The 23823-nt window shown below is 64.6% G+C and carries 17 protein-coding genes; 15 read left to right on the plus strand and 2 right to left on the minus strand.

What is annotated here, in order from left to right:
• Positions 1-37 precede the first annotated feature (37 nt).
• The 3 genes from secA to J0M27_RS14000 are packed head-to-tail and all read left to right on the plus strand — an operon-like array spanning position 38 to position 4593.
• On the plus strand, positions 38-2761 hold the full coding sequence (gene secA / locus J0M27_RS13990) for a preprotein translocase subunit SecA (protein ID WP_294992833.1): 2724 nt from the start codon (positions 38-40) through the stop codon (positions 2759-2761).
• A gap of 24 nt (positions 2762-2785) precedes the next feature.
• Positions 2786-3928 carry an S-methyl-5-thioribose-1-phosphate isomerase gene (locus tag J0M27_RS13995; RefSeq protein ID WP_294992789.1) on the plus strand — a complete coding sequence of 381 codons (1143 nt, stop codon included), beginning with the start codon at positions 2786-2788 and terminating at the stop codon, positions 3926-3928.
• Entirely contained in the window at positions 3925-4593 is a 669-nt protein-coding gene (locus J0M27_RS14000) for a class II aldolase/adducin family protein (protein WP_294992792.1), read from the plus strand. The genes J0M27_RS13995 and J0M27_RS14000 overlap by 4 nt, the downstream gene beginning before the upstream one ends.
• A gap of 16 nt (positions 4594-4609) precedes the next feature.
• Here the strand turns inward: J0M27_RS14000 and J0M27_RS14005 are convergent, their stop codons facing one another.
• Entirely contained in the window at positions 4610-5608 is a 999-nt protein-coding gene (locus J0M27_RS14005) for a class 1 fructose-bisphosphatase (RefSeq protein ID WP_294992795.1), read from the minus strand.
• Positions 5609-5870: 262 nt separating this feature from the next.
• On the opposite strand from J0M27_RS14005, the gene J0M27_RS14010 reads away from it, so the two are divergent.
• The 12 genes from J0M27_RS14010 (at position 5871) to lolA (ending at position 23440) form a co-directional block, all read left to right on the plus strand.
• Complete coding sequence (locus tag J0M27_RS14010; protein WP_294992798.1) at positions 5871-7766, plus strand: adenylate/guanylate cyclase domain-containing protein; 1896 nt, start codon at positions 5871-5873, stop codon at positions 7764-7766.
• 134 nt (positions 7767-7900) lie between these two features.
• Complete coding sequence (locus J0M27_RS14015) at positions 7901-9922, plus strand: SUMF1/EgtB/PvdO family nonheme iron enzyme (protein WP_294992801.1); 2022 nt, start codon at positions 7901-7903, stop codon at positions 9920-9922.
• Positions 9919-11364, plus strand: a complete 1446-nt coding sequence (locus J0M27_RS14020) for a caspase family protein (protein ID WP_294992804.1) — start codon at positions 9919-9921, stop codon at positions 11362-11364. Before J0M27_RS14015 ends, J0M27_RS14020 begins: the two co-directional genes overlap by 4 nt.
• A gap of 262 nt (positions 11365-11626) precedes the next feature.
• Positions 11627-12193 carry a hypothetical protein gene (locus J0M27_RS14025; RefSeq protein ID WP_294992806.1) on the plus strand — a complete coding sequence of 189 codons (567 nt, stop codon included), beginning with the start codon at positions 11627-11629 and terminating at the stop codon, positions 12191-12193.
• 321 nt (positions 12194-12514) lie between these two features.
• Positions 12515-14128: a ShlB/FhaC/HecB family hemolysin secretion/activation protein gene (locus J0M27_RS14030; RefSeq protein WP_294992809.1), complete on the plus strand. Its 1614-nt coding sequence runs from the start codon at positions 12515-12517 to the stop codon at positions 14126-14128.
• A gap of 96 nt (positions 14129-14224) precedes the next feature.
• Positions 14225-17671: a filamentous hemagglutinin N-terminal domain-containing protein gene (locus tag J0M27_RS14035; RefSeq protein ID WP_294992811.1), complete on the plus strand. Its 3447-nt coding sequence runs from the start codon at positions 14225-14227 to the stop codon at positions 17669-17671.
• Between the two features lie 144 nt (positions 17672-17815).
• A complete protein-coding gene (locus J0M27_RS14040; protein ID WP_294992814.1) occupies positions 17816-18373 on the plus strand; it encodes an OmpA family protein in 558 nt (185 codons plus the stop codon).
• A 5-nt stretch (positions 18374-18378) separates the two neighbouring features.
• On the plus strand, positions 18379-19029 hold the full coding sequence (locus J0M27_RS14045; RefSeq protein ID WP_294992816.1) for a hypothetical protein: 651 nt from the start codon (positions 18379-18381) through the stop codon (positions 19027-19029).
• A 182-nt stretch (positions 19030-19211) separates the two neighbouring features.
• Positions 19212-21530 carry a DNA translocase FtsK gene (locus J0M27_RS14050; RefSeq protein ID WP_294992818.1) on the plus strand — a complete coding sequence of 773 codons (2319 nt, stop codon included), beginning with the start codon at positions 19212-19214 and terminating at the stop codon, positions 21528-21530.
• A gap of 29 nt (positions 21531-21559) precedes the next feature.
• A complete protein-coding gene (locus J0M27_RS14055; protein WP_294992821.1) occupies positions 21560-22078 on the plus strand; it encodes an NUDIX hydrolase in 519 nt (172 codons plus the stop codon).
• 77 nt (positions 22079-22155) lie between these two features.
• Positions 22156-22773 (plus strand): retropepsin-like aspartic protease, encoded by a 618-nt coding sequence (locus tag J0M27_RS14060; protein ID WP_294992823.1) that lies wholly within the window; start codon positions 22156-22158, stop codon positions 22771-22773.
• A 49-nt stretch (positions 22774-22822) separates the two neighbouring features.
• Positions 22823-23440 (plus strand): outer membrane lipoprotein chaperone LolA, encoded by a 618-nt coding sequence (lolA, locus tag J0M27_RS14065; RefSeq protein ID WP_294992826.1) that lies wholly within the window; start codon positions 22823-22825, stop codon positions 23438-23440.
• Between the two features lie 179 nt (positions 23441-23619).
• Here the strand turns inward: lolA and J0M27_RS14070 are convergent.
• On the minus strand, positions 23620-23823 hold a 204-nt coding region (locus J0M27_RS14070), incomplete at its 5' end, for a hypothetical protein (RefSeq protein ID WP_294992829.1).

The raw sequence follows: 23823 nt of genomic DNA on the forward strand, positions 1-23823 counted from the left end.
ATTGGCTTCCTCTGAAGCCGGTCCAACCGACATGAAAATGATAACCGGCTTTCTCAAGAAGATTTTCGGCAGCCGCAATGACCGCCTGATCAAGCAGTACATGCAGACCGTGGTGCGCATCAACTCCTTGGAGGCGACCACCCAGACGCTTTCCGACGAGGCCTTGCGCGCGCGAACCGAGGAGTTCCGTGTCCGCCACGCCAAGGGCGAGTCCCTGGACGACTTGCTGCCGGAGGCGTTTGCGGTGGTTCGCGAGGCCAGTCGCCGCGTCCTCGGCTTGCGCCATTTCGACATGCAGCTTATCGGCGGCATGGTCCTGCACTACGGCAAGATCGCCGAAATGCGCACCGGCGAAGGCAAGACGCTGACGGCGACGCTGGCGGTGTACCTGAATGCGATTCCCGGCAAGGGCGTGCACCTGATCACGGTCAACGACTACCTGGCGAGTCGCGATGCTGAATGGATGGGGCGCATCTACCGCTTCCTCGGGCTCAGCGTCGGCATCAACCTGTCGCAGATGCCGCACGACCAAAAGCAGGCGGCCTACGCTTCTGACATCACCTATGGCACCAACAACGAATTCGGCTTCGACTACCTGCGCGACAACATGGTGTATTCCGCCGGGGAGCGCGTCCAGCGCGGCCTTTCCTATGCCATCGTCGACGAGGTGGATTCGATCCTGATCGACGAGGCGCGCACGCCCCTGATCATTTCAGGCCAGGCCGAGGACCATACCGAGCTCTACGTTCGCATGAACGCCGTGCCGCCGCTGCTGACGCGTGGCGATGCCGCGAAGGAACAGGGCGATCCCGATACCGGCGACTACACCGTCGACCTCAAGTCGCACCAGGTGCTGCTGACCGAGGCAGGACATGAAAAAGCCGAACAGATCCTGGCACGCCTTGGCATGCTGGCCGAAGGCAGCAGCCTCTACGAGCCATCCAACATCCTGCTGATCCACCACCTGTACGCCGCCCTGCGCGCGCACACGCTTTACCACCGCGACCAGCAGTACGTGGTGCAGGACAACGAGGTGGTGATCGTCGACGAGTTCACCGGCCGCCTGATGGCCGGCCGCCGCTGGTCGGATGGGCTGCACCAGGCGGTCGAGGCCAAGGAAGGCGTGGCGATCCAGTCGGAGAACCAGACCCTGGCCTCGATCACGTTCCAGAACTACTTCCGCATGTACGGCAAACTCGCCGGCATGACCGGCACGGCCGATACCGAGGCCTACGAGTTCCATCAGATCTACGGCCTGGAAACCGTCGTGATCCCCACCAACCGGCCAATGATCCGCAAGGACGAGAACGACCAGATCTACCGCACCGCGGCGGAAAAATACAAGGCGATCATCGAGGATATCCGCGCCTGCCACAAACGCGGGCAGCCGGTGCTGGTTGGCACCACTTCGATCGAGAATTCCGAGCTGCTCTCCGGGCTGCTGCAGAAGGAGAAGCTGTCGCACCAGGTACTCAACGCCAAGCAGCACGCGCGCGAAGCCGAGATCGTGGCCGAGGCCGGCCGCCCAGGCATGATCACGATTGCCACCAACATGGCCGGTCGCGGCACCGACATCGTGCTCGGCGGCAACATCGAAAAGCCGACCAACGCCATCCGCGACGACGAATCCCTGAGCCCGGACGAGAAGGCCGCGCGTACCGGCGCGCTCAAGGCCGAATGGCAGAAGGTGCACGACCAGGTGCTGGCGGCCGGCGGCCTGCACATCATCGGCTCGGAACGCCACGAGTCGCGCCGCATCGACAACCAGCTGCGCGGCCGTTCAGGACGCCAGGGTGACCCCGGTTCCTCGCGCTTCTACCTCGCGCTGGATGATCCGCTGCTCAAGATCTTCGCCGGCGAACGCCTCAATGCCATCATGGTGCGCCTCAAGATGCCCGAGGGCGAGGCCATCGAGCATCCGCTGGTCAGCCGGTCGCTGGAATCGGCGCAGCGCAAGGTCGAGCAGCGCAATTTCGACATCCGCAAGCAACTGCTCGAGTACGACGACGTCTCCAACGACCAGCGCAAGGTGATCTACCAGCAGCGCAACGAGCTGCTCGACAGCGAAGACATCGCCGAGACGATAGCCGCCATGCGCCAGCGCCAGATTCACGATACCTTCCGCATCCACATTCCGGCCGAAAGCGTCGAGGAGCAGTGGGACGTCGCTGGCCTCGAAGCCTCGCTGGCATCCGAGCTGCACCTGAAACTGCCTGTCGGCGAATGGATCAGGGCGGAACCGCAGCTCGGCGACGACGAAATCCTCAAGCGCCTGCTGGACGCGGGTGACGCGGCCTATGCGGAGAAGACCACGCTGGTCGACGCCGCCGCATGGTCCGGCTTCGAGCGCAACGTGATGTTGCAGAGCCTCGATACCCACTGGCGCGAGCACCTGTCGGCACTCGACCACCTGCGCCAGGGCATCCATCTGCGCGGCTATGCGCAGAAGGATCCGAAGCAGGAATACAAGCGCGAGGCCTTCCAGCTGTTCGAGGGCCTGCTGCAGACGGTCCGCAGCGAAGTTTCGAAGTTGTTGATGACGGTCGAAGTCCGCAACGAGGAACAGATCGAGGAAGCCGAGGCGCCGCCCCAACTCGAGAACGTCCAGTACCACCACGCCAATTACGACGAGGCGCTCGGTACTGCCACGCCGAATTCGGCTCAGCCGGTGGAGCGGCCGGGACCCAAGGTCGGTCGCAACGATCCTTGTCCCTGCGGCAGCGGGAAGAAATACAAGCACTGCCACGGCAAGCTGAGCTGAGAGGGTCTTGAATTGAAGTCCGGCGTGAGCGGCGACGCGCCCACCCTGCGCGAGGATGGGGATTGCGTCGTCGTCCTCGATCAGACGCTGCTGCCGGCGCGCACTAGCTTTGTTGCCTTGCGCAGCCTCGATGACGCCGCCCACGCCATACGCGTCATGCAGGTGCGCGGCGCACCGCTGATCGGAGCCACCGCCGCCTATGGAGTGGCGCTGGGCCTGGCGGAGGATGCCGGAGACGCGCGACTTGATCTGGTGATTGAAGCCCTCGCGGCGACACGGCCGACGGCGGTCAATCTCCACTGGGCACTGGCTCGAATGCAGCGCGTGTTGCAGAAGTCGGCGCCGGTGGCACGGCGCGAGTTGGCCTGGCGTGAAGCACGGGCGATCGCCGAAGAAGACCAGGCGGCGAATGCCGCTATCGGGCAGCATGGGTTGCCGCTGATAGCGGCAATCCATGCTGCCTTCGGCAACGAGAAGGACAATCCCTCCAACCCCCGTCCCACGGCCGGCTTTGCAGAGCCGGCCGGCTGCGGCGGCGCGGAGCAGTGCTCCGCTAAACCCCGTGTCCGCCCCGCGGAAGGGAGTGACTATTTCAGGCAGGCTGCGTCCGCAATCGTTAACATCATGACGCATTGCAACGCTGGTCGCCTGGCCACCGTCGGCCACGGCACGGCGCTGGCGCCGGTCTATGCCGCCCATGCCGCAGGCATTGCGCTGCATGTCTGGGTGTCCGAGACGCGGCCGCGCAACCAGGGCCTGCTCACCGCCTGGGAACTGCGTGAAGCCGGCGTGCCGCATACGCTGATCGCCGACAACGCCGCCGGGCTGCTCATGATGCAGGGCAAGGTTGATCTGGTGATCGTCGGCGCTGACCGCATTGCCGCCAACGGCGATGCGGCCAACAAGGTCGGTACCTATCTGAAGGCGCTGGCGGCACGTGCCAACGGCGTGCCCTTCTACGTTGCGGCGCCGCTGTCCACAATCGATTTCGCCTGTGCCAAGGGGGCGGACATCCCGATCGAGGAGCGCGCCGCGGCGGAACTCGGCGCCGGCACCACGCCGGTTGCCAACCCGGCCTTCGACGTGACGCCCGCGGCCCTGATTGACGGGATCGTTTCCGAGCGCGGTGTGGCGCCATCCGGCGATCTGACGCGGTGGCGACCATGAGCGGCCGCAATGCCCAGCTCGCGGCCTCGGTCCTTGCCACGGCGCGTGCGATGAATGCCTCGGGCATCAACCGCGGCAGCGCGGGCAACGTCAGCACGCGCTGCAAGGATGGTTTCATCATCACGCCGACCGGCATGGCCTACGATGCCTGCAGTTCCGGGGACATGGTGAAAGTTATGCGAAGCGGTATCCAGGCGGACGGCGCCGACGGCACGGCGAGCGGAACGCGCAAGCCGTCGTCCGAGTGGCGTTTCCACCGCGACATCTACGCCGCGCGCCCGGAGGCCGGCGCCGTGGTGCACACCCACTCGCCGTTCGCCACGGCGCTGGCCTGCCAGACCCAGGACATCCCGGCCTTTCACTACATGGTGGCGCGTTTCGGCGGCAGCGACGTGCGCTGCGCCGCCTATGCCACTTTCGGCAGCCAGGAATTGTCCGATGCCATCATTTCCGCGCTGAACGGGCGCAGCGCCTGCCTGATGGCGCACCACGGCATGGTCGTGTTCGGCCGCGACTGCGATCATGCGCTGGCGCTGGCGGTGGAACTGGAAACCCTGTGCGAGCAGTACTGGCGTGTGCTGCAGCTCGGCGCGCCGCGGCTGCTGCCGGACGCCGAGATGAAGCGCGTTCTGGCGAAGTTTGCCGGCTACGGCCAACAGGGCTGAGTGAGCCCGATGCCGCCTAGGCGGCGTGGTAGGACGTCACCCGTCCCACTTCGTTTTTCGAGCCGAGGATCACCGGCACGCGCTGATGCAGCCTCTCGGGCTGGATGTCGAGGATGCGCCGCCGACCGTCGGTGGCCGCGCCGCCTGCTTGTTCGACGATGAAGGCCATCGGGTTGGCTTCGTACATCAGACGCAGCTTGCCGCCCTGGGCGCGCGTCTTGCTGTCGATCGGGTATATGAAGATGCCGCCGCGACTCAGGATGCGATGCACGTCGGCCACCATCGAGGCGACCCAGCGCATGTTGAAGTCCTGTCCGCGCGGGCCATCCTTGCCGGCCAGGAGTTCGTCGACGTAGCGCTTGACCGGTGCTTCCCAGTAGCGCGCGTTGGAGGAATTGATGGCGAACTCGCGGGTCTCCTCGGGGATCTTGACGTCGGCCTGGGTCAGCACGAAGCGGCCGAATTCGCGATCAAGCGTAAAGACGTTGACGCCGTCGCCGAGGGTCAGCACCAGCAGCGTAGTAGGGCCGTACACGGCATAGCCGGCGCAGACCTGGCGCGTGCCGGGCTGAAGGAAGGCCTGCTCGGTGGGGTCCATGCCCTCGGGACACTGCAGCACGGAGAAGATGGTGCCGACCGAGACATTGACGTCGATGTTCGATGAGCCGTCGAGCGGATCGAACAGCAGCAGGTATTCTCCCTTGGGGTAGCGGTTGGGAATGGCGTGCGGCATTTCCATTTCCTCCGATGCCATGCCGGCGAGGTGGCCACCCCATTCATTGGCTTCGAGCAGTATCTCGTTCGAAATCACGTCGAGCTTCTTCTGCACCTCGCCCTGTACATTGTCGCTGCCGGCGCTGCCGAGAACCCCGGCCAGGCTGCCCTTGCCGATGGCGATGGAAATGGCCTTGCAGGCGCGGGATACGACCTCGACCAGCAGGCGCAAATCGGACGAGATCACGTTCTTGTCGCGTTGTTCCTCGATCAGGAAGCGGGAGAGGGTCATGTGGCGCATGCTGGACGGGTACCGATGGGGGAGTTGGATGCCAAATTATACCGGCAGGCCCGGCTGCGGATTTCCGGCCCGGCGTTGGCATCGCGGGACGATGGCGGGGGCCGGCCCGGACGGTTCGGATGGCGCGCGGGGCCGTGGTCGACAGGGGCGCAGGAATGGGTAAGATGCCCGTCAGCGGCCGCCTCAGCAAGCGCCCGGTTCGCCGCCGATCGCGGGGCGACGGCGAAGAGTCTGCCAACCAGCGCATTACCAAGGAAAGTTCATGACCCGACCGGACTGGCTGTCCACGGAGCGGTTTCGCAAAACCTGGCAGTTCCTCGCCGTGACGGTGCTTGCCCTGGTCGTCTCCCTGGGCAGCGAGCGGCTTGGCTGGCTGCAGGATTACGAGAACATCTACTACGATTACTGGCACCAGTTGGCGGGAAAGCGGCGGGACGCCCGGCATGCGGCGGTGATCGCGGTCGATGACGACACGCTGCTGCAGTACCGGGACGATCCGTTGGCATTCTGGCAGCCGATCTTCGCCGTTGCGATGCAGAACCTTACGGACGCCGGCGTCAAGTCCATCGGCCTCGATTTCATCTATGCGGTCAGTGCCGAAGCCTGGCTGCGCAAGCTGAACCTGCCGGACAGCGAGGTTTCGCGCAACTACGATTCGCCGTTTCGCGGCCAGTTGGCGCAAGGTGGCAAGATACTCATCGCGCAACTGGTGGAGACCTCGCAGGGCGACATGGAGGTAATCGGGCCGCCGCAGGAGCACCTGCTGATGCTGCCCAATGGCGCCCATGACACGGGAATCGCCAACCTGTACCCGGACAGCGACAAGCTGGTGCGCACCTTTTATCCGGTGGTGATACCCGATCCCCAGTTTCCCGGAGTCGGCTTCGCCATGCAGCTGGTGCTGCGAGCGACCGGCGGCGACAGCCTGGCCGGGGGCTGGACCTTCGCCGGCGAGACCTATGCGCGAAACCGCGAGCGACGGCGCATCGGCTTCGTCGGTCCGCCCGGCAGCATGCTTACGGTTTCGATGAGCAAGCTGCTGCAGCCCGACGCGCTGGCCGATCCCGAGGTGCGCAAGCTCAAGGGGCGCTCCGTGATCATTGCGCCGAACAACATAGGAACCTCCGATCGTCATTTTTCGCCCTATTCGAGGGTGTTGCCCGGGTTCTCGGCGGAGCCGATGATCGGCGGCGAGATCCATGCGAACGCGATCGAGACGATCCTTTCCGGAATCTATCCGCGCAATCTTTCATTGTGGCTGGCCTGGCCGGCGCTGGTGTTGGTGCTGGTTGTCGCGGTGACCCTATACCTGCGCCTGCACCCGGCGGGAGGCCTTGGCGTCGGGCTTGGATTGTCGCTGCTGATAATGATTCCGGCCTACGCCCTGTTCCAGAAGGACCTGCTGCTGGCTGTTGCACCGTTCCATGTCGCGCTGGCGACGGCCTACCTGGGGACGCTGGCGCTGCGCCTGACCGGCGAGGAAAGGCAGCGCGCCCACCTGAAGTCGATGTTCGGACAATACGTGTCCGACGTGGTGGTCGACAAACTGATCGCCGAGGGACAGCGTCCCAATCTGAGCGGCGAAAAGCTCGAGGTGACGGTGCTGTTCTCGGATATCCGCAATTTCACGACTATTTCGGAAAAGCTCGATGCCGAGGAAGTCGTGGAAATGCTGAACGCCTACTTCGGACTGACCTGCGAACCGATCCTGGAGCAGGGGGGCATGGTGAACAAGTTCATCGGCGATGCGGTCATGGCTGTGTTCGGTTCGCCGGTGCATTACCCCGATCACGCTCGGCGCGCGTTGCTGGCCGCACAGGGCATGGCGCGCGAGGCGCAAGGCTTCAAGGACTGGATGAAGCAGCGCTTTCCCGACCGGGGCCTGCCCGAATTCGGCATCGGCATCGGCGTGCACACGGGGCCAGCGGTAATGGGTGACATCGGCTCGATCAAGCGCCGCGAGTTCACCGCGATCGGCGACACCGTGAATGCCGCATCGCGCCTGGAGGGGGCGACCAAGGATCTCGGTTGCGTGGTTGCGGCCAGCGCCGCCGCGATCAAGGCTGGCGGCGAAGGCATACGAACCGGACGGCGCCAGGTCATCCAGGTCAAGGGCAAGGCCGAACCGATCGAAGTATTCGAAGTGCTGGTGGATTGACGCATCGGGGAACCGGTAGCCGCGGCGGACAGTCGACGGGAGGCAAAAGTCGTTGAGGTCTTGAATTTCGTGATTTGGGTGGGATAATCAAAGGCCGGATTCGCTGGCTGGACAGTATTCTCGTAAAACTACCAATGGCGATCAGCAACATCATTCATCCAATGTGGCTTCGGCCGGTTGCCGCGATCCGACGCGCCATCGGCGTCGGCCTCGCGTTGGTGACCTTGCTGGGAACCGTCGGCGCTCCCGCACAGGACCGCAATTCCGGCGGGCCGTCTTCGCCGCAGGAAGCGCGCGTGGCGCTGATCATCGGCAACTCCGACTACAAGTCGGCACCGCTTGAAAATCCCGCCAACGACGCCGCCGACCTGGCGAATGCCCTGGAAAAGCAGGGCTTCAAGGTTCTGGTGCGCGAGAACGTCGGCGAACGCGGACTCAAGGAGGCGGTGGATGTCTTTGCCAGACACCTGAAGCAGGGCGGAATCGGACTGTTCTTTTTCGCCGGCCACGGCATTCAACTGAAGGACCAGAATTTCCTGCTCCCGGTGGATATCGGTTTCGACAGCGAGGCCGACATCACCTTCAAGTCCGTCAGTGCGGAATACGTCCTGTCGCGCATGGCCGAGGCGGGAAATCGCATCAATGTCGTGATACTCGATGCCTGTCGCAACAATCCTTTCCAGCAGGCGCGCAAAAACGTAAGCAAGGGCCTGGGCGTAATGAACGTCGGCCGTGCCGAGAAGGGAACCTTCATTGCCTATGCAACCTCGCCGGGTGCCACCGCGGCGGACGGCACCGGGCGCAACGGGCTTTACACCAAACACCTGCTGCGTTCGCTGGAAACACGGGATTCCGATATCGACAAAGTGTTCGGCCGGGTCCGCACCGGCGTGGTGCAGGATACGGGCGGCGACCAGGTGCCATGGACCTCGAGTTCCGTGATCGGAAGCTTTCACTTCGACCTTGTCGAGGATATGGCCGCCCTGCGCGGAGCAACGCAGCCGGCTGCCGCCAGGCACGAGGCGGCAGCCGAGGCGGCCACGGCACCCTATGATCCGGTACAGGAGAGGGCGTACTGGGAGCGCATCAAGGATAGCCGCGTCGCCGCGGACTTCGTCGGCTACCTCGAGAAGTTCTCCGGTGCGCCGCGGGCGGCCTATGCCCGCTGGATGGCAACCAAGTATGGCGGGGTGGTACCCGCGATCGCCGCGCGCCCCGCTCCGGTCACGTCGCCGGAGCCGGAACGCCTGGCACTGGCAACGCCGTCCCCGCCACCGCAGCTACCGGCAGGCAGCGCCCTCTCCGGGGCGATTCCCTCTCCCGGTACCGTGATCCATGATTGTGCCGAGTGTCCCGAACTTGTCGCGGTTGCGCCCGGGGAGTACACGATGGGCAGCGGGCCGAAGGAAAGGTTGCGCGAGCCCGACGAAGAGCCGGCGCATCGGGTACGTGTTGCGACCTCCATCGCCGTTGGGAAGTACGAGGTGACCCGGGGCCAGTATTCAGCGTTCGTCAAGGAGACCGGGCGCGAGCAAAAGCCCGGTTGCCATTCCACGCGCGGGGGGGTTTTCCACAAGAATCCCAAGGCGACCTGGCAGAATCCAGGATTCGAGCAGAAGGACGATGACCCGGTGGTCTGCGTCAGTTGGGACGATGCACAGGCATACCTCGCGTGGCTGGGCAAGAAAACCGCCAAGCAATACCGGCTGCTCAACGAGTCCGAGTGGGAGTACGTGGCCCGCGCCGGGACCACCGGCAGCCGTCACTGGGCTGACGCGGATCAGGCGGCGACCTGCCGCTACGCCAGCGTGGCGGATACGACGTTCAAGAGCGTCTCGCCCGGGGCGCCGCTGTTTCCGTGCAGCGACGGGTTTGCGTTTACCGCGCCTGTCGGGCGCTTCCCGGCCAATCCGTTCGGGATTCATGACTTGCTCGGCAATGCGTGGGAATGGACCGAGGATTGCTGGAACGAGGGATATGCCGGCGCGCCCGCGCTCGCCGCGCCGCGCCTTACCGGATCCTGCGCGGAGCGCGTGTTCCGCGGCGGGGCCTGGAACAGCGCGCCGTCAACGGTTCGGGCCGCCTATCGGGACCGCGGATCGAAAGACGAGCGCCACGATAACCTCGGATTCAGGGCTGCGCGATCCCTGCCGTGACCAGCCGCCGAGATGACCCGTCGCGCCGCGGCGATCCGCGCAGCAGGTTGCGACGCAGCCTGTTGCTGGGTGGAGGCGCCGGACTGGCGCTGGGTTCCATGTCGATTTCGCCGAATCTGCTGGCGCAGGCGGGTGGCGATCCGGTACAGGACATCTATGCGCCGCGGGCAAAATATGCCCTGCTGATCGGTAACCGCGACTATCCGAATCGCAAGGATATCGCCCCGGCCCACAAGAACGTCACCGACCTCAAGGACGTCCTCGAGTACTACGAATTCAAGGTCAGGGATTATCGCGACCTCGATGCATTGGGAATGCTGCGGGTCATGACCGAATTCGGCGCGGAACTCCGTAGTGTCGGCGAAGGCAACCTGCCGGGTTCCGTCGCCGTGGTGTTCTATTTTTGCGGCCATGGATTTCAGTCGGCCGGCCGCAATTTTCTGGTGCCGGCCGGGATCGATCCTTCGTCGGAAAAGGCGCTCAGCGCGTCGCTGCGCCTGAACGAAGACATCCTGGTGGCATTGCCGCAACGCTATCCGGGCATCAGCATCGCGCTGATCGATGCCTGTCGCACCGATCCCTTCATTCGGCGCGGAGTGGATGACTTCAACCAGATCGTTGCCCCCGAGGGGATGCTGGTGTTTTTCGCCACCCGTGCCGGGCGTCCGGCCCTGGCGCCGATCAGCGCGGATCGCAATACCTTCTTCGCCGGCGCCCTGGTGGACGTGCTGCGCGATGCCAATGGCGTGACGCCGGTCGATGATCTGTTCCGGATCGCCGCCGTCGAGTGCCAGGCGCGGGTGAAGGCGGAGTTCGACAAGGTCAAGCTGGCCATTCCGCCCCAGTTTCCGGAAAGTACCGGCAATTTGCGCGGCCGCTTCGTGATCCGCAACCGCCAGCTCGAACTGCTCCGGACACGCAAGGGGCCGACGCTGATCGGCGTCGATTCCGCCCTGATGGAGCGGCGCTGGCAGGCCGTCCAGGAGACGCTGCGGCCGGCGCGATTGATCCGCCTCTGCCAGGACTTCGAGCGGGATTTTCCCGGCAGCGAGTTCAGCCAGCAGATCCGGGTCGCGATCAGCGGCGCACAGCAGGCGCTGGACAGCCAGCGCTCGGCGCGTCTCTCCGGCGACCTCTTCGTCGAGGGGGCCGGCGACAAGGGATACCGCGACGACTTGCTCAAGGCCTTGCGCGGCGACAAGGATGCGGCGCACCGGATCGCGATCGCCTATCGCGATGGGACCTCCGGTGTCGCCGCCAATCCCCGGCGCACGGAACAATGGCTGCGCTTCGCCGCCGAACTCGGCAACGGAATCGCCAGTTGGGAGCTGTCCGAAATCTACAACCAGAGCGACCAGGTCGCCGACGCCGCGAGGTTCGAGAAAAAGGCGCTCGATCTTGGTTACCGCCCGCCACCCAGGCTGGCGACGCGTGGATACTGAAGGAAAGGACGGAAATCCGGCTCGCGGCTGCCGCACGGCGGACCGTGTTGCCGTGTCGTCGGCGCCGACTTTTGTCCTCCCGCGCTTTCTTCCCCGGTTCGGCGCCGCGACGTTGGCATGGTGCGCATTGGCCGCCGGAGTTGGCGCCGCAGCGGTAGCCGACCCGACTCGCAAGTCGACGGGCGCCGCCGACGCCCGCGAAGCGCGACCGGCCGCTCCCGCCCGTCGGCCGGCGCCCGTTGTGTCCAATCCGGCGCTACGGATGAAACCGGCGGGTTCGGTCGATTCCCGGTCGACAGATCAACCGCAGTTGCCGGTGTCGCCCAGCTTCATGGCGTCCGGGATGGACGAATGCTGGGAGAGACTCAAGGCGGCACGACGGCCGTCCAAGTTGGTGCGCATGAGCGAGGCATGCGAAAGAGATCATCCGGACGGCGCGTTCGCGGAGGAGATGCGGAATATTGCGGCGGGCGCCGGCAAGGTGCTGGAAATCCAGCACGCCATCGGTCTTTCCGGAGACTTTTTCGAGGATGCCGTCGGCGATGCAACGTATCGGTCCAACCTGGACAGGGCATCACGCGGCGACAAGGATGCGGCATATCTCATGGCGATGGCCTATCGGGTCGGGATGTTCGGCGTCGAGGTGAATTTGCGACGGATGGAACAATGGCTGCAAATTTCAGCCGGATTGGGCAGCGGACTGGCAAGCTGGGAACTCGCGGAATACTACAACTATGGCGGGCGGGTCGCCGACGCTGCCCGCTTTGAAAAACGGGCGTTGGATCTGGGCTATAAACCCGCTTTTCGGCTGCCTACCCGCGGCTACTGAGCCGGCATGGGCGCGCCGGGACTGGCGGTTTGACTGTATGCATGAGCTAGAATCAAGCGTTGTACACCGCAGCTCCACGGTCGGCTGGTTGTATCGCTTGGGCGTATATCCTTCCGGATCCCATCCAGACTCGGCAAGGCTTGTCTCGTTTGCGTTCCGTGGCGGGCGGGTTGGCTGGAGACAACAAGACCAATGAGTTCGAACCAGCGACGAGGGGGAGTTTGCGCGCAGGCGGGACTGCGCCGATTGCTGTCGTGCGGAATGCTGCTGTTGCTGCCTTGCGGGGCGGCCTTCGGTCAGGCGGCTCCCGAGGCGGGATCCTTGCTGCAAACGTTGCCGCCGCCGGCATCGCGGCCGGGAACAGTTCCCGACATTGACGACCGGTTCTCCAAGCCGCGGGCCATCGCCGACGTGGAAGGGATGCGCCTGGAGGTCAAGGGTTTTCGCCTCGTCGGCCTGACGGTTGCCGCCGAGGCCGACATGGGCGACGCACTCGCCCCGTTCGTCGGTGCCGACAAACGCTTTCAGGATCTGCTCGATGCCGCCGCCGCGGTGCGGCGCGAGCTTGCCGCGCGCGGCTATTTTTTGGCCGACGTCATGGTTCCGGAGCAGAAGCTGAAAGAGGGCGTGGTCGAGTTGCGCGTGCTCGAAGGACGCCTGGGCAAGGTTCGCCTCGAGGTGGACCCAGCGGTGTCGATCAGCCGGGCTTTGCTCGCGTCCTATATCGCCTCGCTTGAAGAAGGCGAATTGATCCGCACCGGGGATGTCGAGCGCGCCCTGTTCCAGATCCATGACCTGCGCGGAATCGTCGCCACCAGCAGTTTCGGTCCCGGGGCCGCGGCCGGAACGGCGGACCTGACCATCCGGGTCAGCCCCGGCAAGAAGCTCGACGCCAACCTGGATTTCGATGCCAACGGCTCGGTGTACACCGGCATCCATCGCATCGGCGGCGGCGTGGATGGCAACAGCCTGCTGGGTTATGGCGAGCTCATCAATGTGCGCGCCAGCAACGCCATCGACGGCAACCTGCGTTTCGCGCGGGCCTCCGCGCTGGTGCCGGTCGGCCCCTGGGGCACCAAGGTCGGGGCCGCCTATTCGGAACTCAAGTATCGGCTTGGCACCCCTGCTTTCAATGCGCTCAAGGTCAACGGCGCCGCGGCGGTGGTTTCGCTGATCGCCATCCATCCCGTGATTCGTTCGCGCAACACCAATTTGCTGGTGATCGGGCAACACGACAAGCGCAAGTTCCATGACATCCAGCTGGCGACCGGCGCCGAGACGTTGAAAAAGACCGACGTCAGTTCCCTCGGCTTTTCCGGTGACTTCCGCGACCGCCTGGGCGGCGGCGGCATCAACGTGTTCAATCTCGCCTATACGCTGGGCGAACTCAAGTTCGGCACCGTCGGCCTTGAAGCGACCGACTTTGCCGGACGCAGGACGCGGGGGCAGTTCGGCAAGACCAATGTGTCCCTGTCTCGCCTGCAGGCGGTGTCGGAACGCCTCGCGCTGTACGCCTCGTACAGCCAGCAATTCACCAACAAGAACCTCGATCCCAGCGAGAAGTTCAGCCTCGGCGGGCCGAATGCCGTGCGCGCCTATCCCCAGGGCGAAGGCGCCGGTGACCGAGGCTATTTCGCCAGCCTGGAAATGCGCTATCGGCTGCCTTTTGATGAAGACCTTCCGGGCAGCCTGGTGCTGACCGGGTTCTACGATTTCGGGCGCTCCATCCTGATCCAGCAACCGACGGCGGCCGACCTCGCGGCCAATGCCGAGCGGCTGCGACGTATCGCCGGCCCGGGCATCGGCGTCAATTGGGAAGTGCCGAACGACTGGTACCTGCGCACCACGCTGGCCTTCCGAGATACCACCAAAGCCACCGCCGACCACCTGTTGCGCTATCCCCGCTTTTACTTCCAGGTCAGCAAGTTTTTCTGATTCGCGGGCGACAGCGTTGCCCACCGATTGAGTTTGCCGATTCGACGCACCGCCTTTCGCCAGAGCGATGCGGGTAATTCGCCAAAGGACATTGCCATGTTCAAGCACGCCACGCTGAATCGATCTTACCGTTTGATCTGGTGCGAATTGCACGCGACCTGGGTCGCCGTGGCCGAATTCGCCGGCAGGCGCGGCAAGCGCAGCTGCGGCGCCCTGGTCACGGGAGCGGTGCTTGCGCTGATCCCCGCGGCGGCGGCGGCGGGAGACCCCGCGCCGAACGCTTTGCCCTCGGGTGGCCAGGCTGTCGCCGGGCAGGTGGCTATCGGTGCCAGTGGAGCGCGTATGGATGTGACCCAGTCGTCCGGGAGCGCGATCGTCAATTGGGACAGCTTCAACATCGGCAGCCACGCCCACGTTAACTTCGTCCAGCCCGGCTCCTCGTCCGTCATACTCAACCGGGTGCTGGGCGGCGAGGGTTCGGCGATCTTCGGCCGCATGACCGCCAATGGCAACGTGTTCATCAGCAATCCCGGAGGCATTCTGTTCGCCCCCGGCGCCCAGGTCGATGTAGGCGGCCTGGTGGCCTCGTCGCTGGGCATCTCGGATGCCAACTTCCTCGCAGGAAAGTACCACTTCGAAAGAGTCGGTGCCGGCGGCACGGTGGCAAATCAGGGCACCATCAATGCAGCGAACGGCGGCTTCGTTGCCCTGATCGCGCCGCGAGTCGCCAATGGCGGCAGCATCACGGCGAGCGGCGGCAGCGTCGGCATGGCTGCCGGCGATTCGGTGAACCTCGATTTCGACCACGACGGTCTCCTAAGCTTTCAGGTCAACGTCGCTACCGCTGCCGCGCGAGCAGACAACAGTGGCGTCATCGTCGCCGACGGCGGACGGGTGGTGATGGACGTGCGGGCCAAGGAAGCCTTGCTGTCCACCGTTCTCAACAGTGACGGCATCATCCGCGCCCGCAGCCTCGAATCGCGCAACGGTGAGGTTTGGCTCGACGGCGGCGGTTCCGGCGTGGTCAGCGTAACCGGCACGCTGGATGCCTCGGGCACGGGCGCGGGCATGCACGGCGGCATGGTCAAGGTACTGGGCGACAAGGTCGGCCTGTTCGGTCAGGCGACGATCGACGTTTCCGGAGTCGGCGCCGGCGGTACGGCACTGGTCGGCGGCAATTGGCAGGGCAAGGGGGCGGAGCGCAATGCCAGCGCCACCTACGTCGGCCGCGAGGTGAAGATAGCGGCCAATGCCATTGGCAGGGGTGATGGCGGCAAGGTGGTGGCCTGGGCCGACGGCGACACACGCTTCTACGGTTCCGTGAGTGCGCGGGGCGGCGCCCTGGGTGGCGAGGGCGGACAGGTGGAGGTTTCAGGCAAGCACCGGCTCGCCTTTGCCGGGAAAGTGGACACGCGCGCTCCCGCCGGCAGGACCGGTATGCTGCTGCTCGATCCGGATGACATCGATATCAACACCGGCGGGGCGGATATCGCGACGGTGGGTGACGGCAATGCGATCGTAACGTTCGCCGAGTCCGTCGATCCAGGCGTAAGCATCACGCCCGCATCTCTGGTCCTGCTCGATACGGACGTTTCGCTTTCGGCAAACAACGACATCACGTTCAGTTCGGCGCTCAGCTTGAACGCCACCCGCAGCCTTACCGCCGTGGCGGGACGCAACATCACGGTCAACGCCGCCATCGACGCACCGGGCGGCGTCGACCTTACGGCGGGCAACAGCGTCGCCGGCACGCTCACCGTTGCCGCCGGCATATCCTCGCTGGGAACCATCGCGCTGAAGGCTGGTGCGAATCCCGTGATCTTCGACCTGACGACCGCACCCGTACTGACGGCGACCATTACTGGCGGCGCGGGCAGCGACACCGTCACGGGTAGCGGGCAGACCTACACCCTGGACAACGCCACGGCCAATGCCGGCAACAACGGCACGGTGAGCTGGACCTCGATCGAGAACCTGACCGACAGCGGCGCCGGGATCTTCCAGATGGGCACCGCCGGCAGCGTCGCCGGCACGCTGACGGCGGTCAATGGCACGGTCAGCTACGCCACGCGCACGGCGGCGGCCAGCTTCGCCCTGGGCGGCGGCGCCAGCAGCGGCATGGGCGGCTGGAGCGGCATCACCACGGTAGCCGGCAGCGGCAACAGCGACACCGTCACGGGCGCCGGCGGCACCTACAATCTTACGGGTGTCAATTCCGGAAGTGACGGTGCGGTGGCCTGGACTTCGATCGAAAACCTCACCGCGACCGGCGTATCCACCCTTGTCTTTTCCGGTGGCAGCAATCTCGGCGGTAACCTCAGTGTCGGCGCCGCGACGATCGGGGGCACCGTACGCACGGGTGGCAACCAGACCTATGCCGGACCCGTGACGCTGAATTCCGCAACCACGCTGACGTCATCGGGTGGCGGGTCAATATTGTTCGCCGGTACTGTCGATGGTGCTCAGGACTTGACTGTCAATACTGCCGGCACTACGACCTTTGTCGGGGCTGTCGGCGGTGTGGTGGCGCTGACCTCACTCGCTACGGACGCGGCCGGCAGCACCGCGATCGGTGGCGGCTTGGTGCAAACCAGCGGGGCGCAGACCTACAACGACCCGGTGTCGGGCAGCGCGATCTTTACGGTGACCGGCGCAGGCGACATTTCTGCGGCGAATCCCGGCAACAGCCTTGGTGCGCTATCCCTGAACGGCGTGAACGCGGTGGTTCACAATGCGGGAGGCATTACTTTGGGGACGTCGAGCCTTACCGGATACCTTGACCTTGTTGCGGGTGGCGACATAGGACAATCCGGCACGCTTACAGCCGCCAATCTCTGGGCCAGTTCTTCGGGAAGCATACTTTTGAAGAACGCCAATGTTCTTGGGGGCACGGTTTCCCTGATCGCCGGAGCCGGCGGTGAGGTCTGGTTGAATTCAGACCGGATTGCGGTGGGGACGGTCCGGCCTTCCGACGGCTCGACCACGAATGTCGGCATATCGGGCGAACGGATTACCCTCCAGGCTCCGAATGCGGCAGCGTTCATCACCACCGGGGTCGAGGGCGAAGTAACCGCTTCCGCCCCGCTCAGCTCGATTCCGGCGCTTACGATCATGGCCAACGGCGTCATAGGCAACGCAGGCGCGCCGACCACCCAGGGGCTACGGGTGCGGACCAGCGGTTTGGTTCGTGTCGTCGGTGACGGCATCGGCGATGGAGCGATCTTTTTGATCGGCGACGACTCCATCCAACCGAAGTACGAATTCTCCGGCGATCCCTTGCACCGGACCGTCAAGTACAACGGCGCCGACGCTGCCAATGCCCAGTTGACCGGTGCCCTGGATGCCGCCTACCTGGACATTCGCAACCAGACCACCGAGATCCGGGAATCCGGTTTCGCCAAGGAGAATGCCAGCAAGGTGTTGCGGCGGGGCGTGGTGACCTCGGCCGGTCCCGGGCAGCCCGCGGTGGATGACAGTACCGGGATGGCCGGACTGGAGTCATGCGAAGGCAACTTTGGAGGAAGCACGCTTTCCTGCGAGTAATCCCGATTGACAATTCTCGGCTCGATGCTTCGATTCCGGCCGGAATTGCCCGGAATCGTGACTTTTGTCGTTGACTGGGGGTAGACCGGCGGGTATGTTTTGAGCCCAAGTAGTTCGCTGTTGCCGCTTTCCCCGGAGGTAATCATGTTCAAAAGCCTTGTTGTCGCCGCGTTGTCGATATTTTCTTTGTGCGGAGTCGCATTTGCCGCGGATGACGACACAAGGCAGACGGCGTCGATAAACACGCCCAATCCGAAGGTTGATGAGGTCGAAGGCGCCTTGTTTCCCAAGGAGATCGTCGCCCTGAAGGATGAATGCGCGCAGATGGAGAAGATCGGACTGCGTTGCCAGGGCGTGATTCCCAAGTCGTCCCTGGATACGATACAGGTCACTTTCGCGCGTGGCTCGGCCATCCTGACCGACGAGGGCAAGGGTTTTCTGCGGTCCGTGGGCGCGGCCTTGCAACGCAAGTCGGGCGTCTGGAAGTCGCTCCTCATCGAAGGGCATACCGACGCAACCGGCAGCGAGGCCACGAATCGTCGCCTGTCCAAATCCCGTGCCGATTCGGTCAAGACTTTCCTGCAGGCAGAGTTTGGTTTAGGCAACATCGAGACGGCCGGGCGGTCCAGCGACAAGCTGCGGGATGCCGATAATCCGTCCGGCGCCTTGAATCGTCGTGTTGAATTCGTTCCCAACTGGTGAGAATCATGAAAATACTTGCAACGAGCATGGTGGTTGTCTCATTCCTTGCCTCGCTGGCCGGTGGCGTTTCTGCTGCGGATGCCGGTGGCGACGTAGGGCTGGTGAATGCCCTGCAGGGCGACGTCAGTTACCAGGGCAAGGATGGCCCCGCGCGCAAAGCTCAGGCCTACATGAGACTGCGCCATGGCGACAAGATCGTGCTCGCCTCGGGCGCCAGCATTCGCATCAGCTATACGACGGCAAGCCGCCAGGAGTCCTGGACGGGGCCGGGCAGTTTCGTCGCGACTTCTGCCGGAGGCGAACTGTTGAAGGGCAACAAACCCGAGGTGTCGCAGTTGCCTGCGGCCGTGCCGCAGAAACTGGCCCGCGTTTCCGAGTTGATGAATACGTCGCGAGTCGGCGGCCTGGTGGTGCGGTCGGCCAAAGCGCAGACGTCGGCCAGCAAGGAGGAAGTGGCTGCGGCGGTGGCCACCTATGAGTCGATGCGGGCTGCCGCGGCACCGACCGATGTGACGCCGGAACTGTTCCTGTACTCGGTGTTTCAGGAGCACGGGATGATCGACGACCTGAAGATCGTCGCCCGCGAGATGATGTTGCGTCAGCCGGATAACGCGGAAATCCAACAACTGGCCAAGGCGGCACTCGCCGCCCGCTGAGAGTCCGCAGTATGGATGGGCCGTGGCCGGCGCAAGCCGGCCACGGCCTTTTTGCTTGCCAGAAGGGCAAAACAACGAGCAAGCAGGGCGGCTTTTTGTGGCTTGCGAGCGTCGGTGCTCGGCCATAATTTCCGAATGTCCGTCATTCCGGTTCGCCCTTGTTCGCGATTCGGCACCCGTCCATGAGTGCAGTGAGCGCATCTGATCCACCCAGCCATCCGCTACCGGAGAAAATCGCCCTCCTGGTCGATGAGGCACGCTGGTTGCTGGTCGGCTTGTCCGGTCTCTACCTGACCATCATCCTGGGCGGATTCGACCGTGGCGATCCGGGCTGGTCGCATGCCGCGATCGTCGAGCGGATCGCCAACCCGGGTGGACGCTTCGGTGCCTGGCTAAGCGACTTGCTGCTTTACCTGTTCGGTCTTTCGGCCTGGTGGTGGGTCGCCTTGCCATTATTCCTGGTGGCGTGGGGTTACCATCGCCTGAGCCACCTTTTTGGTGGCGATCGCCGTTCCATCCTGATTGCCCTGGCTGGATTCGTCCTGCTGCTGGTAGCAAGCAGCGGACTCGAAGCGATGCGTTTCTGGAGCCTGCAAGTCGCCCTGCCCCTGGCACCCGGCGGCATGCTCGGACATGAGGTCGGGCGCCTCGTCACCCAGTTCCTTGGCTATACCGGTGGCACCCTGGTTCTTTTGGTGCTCGCCATGATCGGTTTCAGCCTGTTCGCCGGCGTGTCGTGGATCACCGTGGCCGAGAAGGTCGGATTGGTGGTGGAGGGCGCCGTCGTCGGTGTGCGCAGCCTGTGGGACGGCTGGCAGGATCGCCGCTACGGACGCGCGGTGGCCGAACAACGCGAAGAAGTGGTGGCCTCCGAGCGGCGCAAGGTGGAAGAAAGCCCCTTGCCGCCGGTGCGTATCGAACCGGTGGATATCATCGTGCCGGTCGCGCCCAAGGCGGTGGCTCGGGCGGAAAAGGAGCGCCAGGCGCCGCTGTTCTTCGATGCGCCCGGCGGCGCCCTGCCGCCGTTGCACCTGCTGGCCGAAGCGGTGCATAGCGCCGACGACCTGCCTGCGGCGCAGACGCTGGAGTTCACTTCGCGCCTGATCGAACGCAAGCTGGCGGACTTCAATGTCGAAGCCAAGGTGCTGACGGCGCATCCCGGGCCGGTGGTGACGCGTTACGAAATCGAGCCGGCGGTCGGCGTCAAGGGCAGCCAGATCGTCGGCCTGGCGAAGGATCTGGCGCGCGCGCTGTCGCTGGTGTCGATCCGTGTGGTGGAAACCGTTCCCGGCAAGTCCTGCATGGCGCTGGAACTGCCCAACCCGCGGCGGCAGATCGTGCGCCTGTCCGAGATCATCGGCTCGCAGGCCTACCATGGCATGCATTCGCCGCTGTCGATGGCGATGGGCAAGGACATCGGCGGCCAGCCGGTGGTGGTGGATCTGGCCAAGATGCCGCACCTGCTGGTGGCCGGCACCACCGGTTCGGGCAAATCGGTCGGCGTCAATGCCATGATCCTGTCGCTGATCTACAAGTCCGAACCGAAGGACGTGCGCCTGATCATGGTCGACCCCAAGATGCTCGAGTTGTCGATCTACGAAGGCATCCCGCACCTGCTGGCGCCGGTGGTGACCGACATGGGCAAGGCCGCCAACGCGCTCAACTGGTGCGTTGGCGAAATGGAGCGGCGCTACAAGCTGATGTCGGCGCTCGGCGTGCGCAACCTGTCCGGATACAACGCCAAGATCAACGAGGCGAAAAAGGCCGGCGAGTCCATTCCCAACCCCTTCTCGCTGACCGTCGATACCGAGATCGGGCCGGAACCGCTGGAGCCCTTGCCCTACATCGTCGTCGTCATCGATGAGCTGGCCGACCTGATGATGGTGGTCGGCAAGAAGATCGAGGAACTCATCGCGCGACTGGCGCAGAAGGCCCGGGCCTCGGGCATCCACCTGATCCTCGCCACGCAGCGGCCGAGCGTTGATGTGATCACCGGGTTGATCAAGGCCAACATCCCGACACGCATCGCCTTCCAGGTGTCATCGAAGATCGATTCGCGCACCATCCTCGACCAGATGGGCGCCGAGGCGCTGCTCGGCCAGGGCGACATGCTCTACCTCGCGCCGGGCACCGGCCTGCCGGTGCGCGTGCATGGCGCCTTCGTCGCCGACGACGAAGTGCACCATGTCGTCGACCATCTGAAGAAGGTCGGCCCGCCCGACTACATCGACGGCCTGCTCGATGGCCCTGTCGGCGAAGACACAGAAGTCGGCGCTGGCGACACGGCAGCCGGCGATGCCGAAAGCGATGCGATGTACGACCAGGCGGTGGAAATCGTTCTGAAGACCCGGCGGCCATCGATCTCGCTGGTGCAGCGTCACCTTCGCATCGGCTACAACCGCGCCGCGCGGCTGATCGAAGCCATGGAAAAAGCCGGACTGGTGACGCCCATGAACGGAGCGGGCGGCCGCGAGGTCATCGCGCCGAACCGCGCGGAATAAGCCGGCCGGCTCGGCACGGCGCCGCAGTAGTGTCGACCTTGCACTCCTTCACCTACTGCCCCGGTTGCGCCACGCCGCTCGCCGCGATCACGCTGGCCGAGGATGGCGGCGACATGGAGCGCCTGCGTTGTCGCGCCTGCGGCTTCACGCACTGGAACAATCCGGTGCCGGTGCTGGCGGCGGTCATCGAGTACCAGGGCAAGATCCTGCTCGCGCGCAATGCGGCCTGGGAAGGCAAGATGTATGCACTGATCACCGGCTTCATGGAAGCGGGCGATACGCCCGAAGGCGGCATGGCGCGCGAGATACGGGAAGAGACCAGCCTCGAAACCCGTGCCCTGAACCTGATCGGCGTCTATGACTTCCAGCGCATGAACCAGGTCATCATCGCCTACCACGCCGAGTGCCATGGCGAGGTGAAGCTGTCGCCGGAACTGGTCGACTACCGGCTGTTCGCGCCCGACGCCGTCAAATGCTGGCCGGCCGGCACCGGCTATGCGCTGGCCGATTGGCTCAAGTCGCGCGGCCACACGCCGCAGTTCCTCTAGCTCCCGGCTTTGCCTGCCGGTCGACGCCGGAGGCAGGGCGTGATAGCGTGATGCCAATGAACTGAACGGGGCGCCCCATGATCGCAAGGACATTCCTCCTGCTGTTTTTGCTCGGACACAGCGCCATCGCCAGCGCCGTCTGGGTCCGGCTGGTCGCCCTCGGGCCGAGCCACGCCGAACTGCAGATCAACGATGCCACGCGCAGCATGCGCCCGGGACAGGACAGCCCCGAGGGCGTCCGGCTGATCTCGATCTCGGGTGGTCATGCCGAGATCCAGGCCAACGGCAACGTCCATCGCCTGCGGCTCGGCGAGCGCATCTCGCCGATGCTGGCGCTGCGGGCCGACAGCCGCGGGCACTACGCCACCGAACTTGGCATCAACGGCCGGCGCACCGTCGCCCTGCTGGACACCGGCGCCAGCGGCATCGCCATGAGCCGCAACGAAGCCGACCGGCTGGGTATTTCCTACCGGGACGCGCGAAAGATCGCAACGCGGACAGCCGCCGGCGAAAGCGCCGCCTACCTGGTTAACCTCGAAAGCGTGCAGGCCGGTTCCATCACCTTGCGCGATGTCGAGGCGATGATCTCGGTCCTTCCCGATTCGCCGGCCGTTGTCCTGCTCGGCATGAGCTTCCTGCGCCGGGTCGAAATGGTCAAGGATGGCGATCGCCTGCTGCTGATCCAAAGCCGCTAGGGCGCCACACGCGAGCGGGGCGGCTCCGCGGACCTGCGATAATCCGCCGATGAATACATTCCTGCGCTCCGCCTGGATCCTCTGTACCTGCGTTTCCTTCGCCCCGGCGCAGGCCGCCGGCCTCGACCAGCTCAAAAACTTTCTCGAAACCCACCGCAGCGCGCGCGGCGTGTTCACCCAGACCGTGATCGCCAGGTCCGGCAAGAAGCCGCAGCAATCCGCCGGCATCTTCGCCCTGCAGCGCCCGGGAAAGTTCCGCTGGTCCTACGAGGAGCCCTACAAGCAACTGCTGGTCAGCGATGGCAACAAGCTGTGGAGTTACGACCCGGACCTCAACCAGGTCGCCGTGAAGAAGCTCGGTGCGGCCTTCGGCGCCAGCCCCGCGGCACTGCTCGCGGGAAAGGACCTGGACCGGCATTTCGAGCTCAGTGAAGGGACGCCGGCCGATGGCCTGGAGTTCGTCGAGGCCAAGCCCAGGGGCGGCGACGCCAGCTTCGAGCGGGTCAGGATCGGGTTTGCCGCAAACCGGCCGGTCAGCATGGAAATCCACGACAGCTTCGGCCAGGTGACGATGCTGCAGTTCACCCGCTTCGAGGCCAATCCGCAACTACCGGACAGCCTGTTCCGCTTCGTCGTGCCGGCCGGAGCCGATGTTGTCGGCGACTGATCGCGAGAACGCGAACTGCCCGCGCGCCGGTGAGCGCATCGCGAGAGAAATGCTGGGGCTGCAGACGGACTCTTGAAAAGTCGGCGCTGGCGATACGGTGTGCAACGGGCACGCCCGGCTCTACCGGCACGGACTCAAACAGACCATCAGTCTGGGGCCTGGAGATGGCGAACCTCGATTCACGCACGAATGGGCGAGTGGTGTATATCGTTTGAAATCACCGGGCTGCGCGGCTTCTTGCGCAGCTCCGGTGGATTGACTAAAAAGGGGACTTCCCACATCCCGCAGGCGGCGTTGGCCGACCGGCATCGAAGTGCCAAGATTGAATTTTCGTGAGTCAATCTGAAGTGCAGAAAGGGGAAGTCCAAATGAATGCTACGACA

The sequence above is a fragment of the Sulfuritalea sp. genome (assembly GCF_017302275.1).
In the GTDB taxonomy this organism is placed as follows: Bacteria; Pseudomonadota; Gammaproteobacteria; order Burkholderiales; family Rhodocyclaceae; genus Sulfuritalea.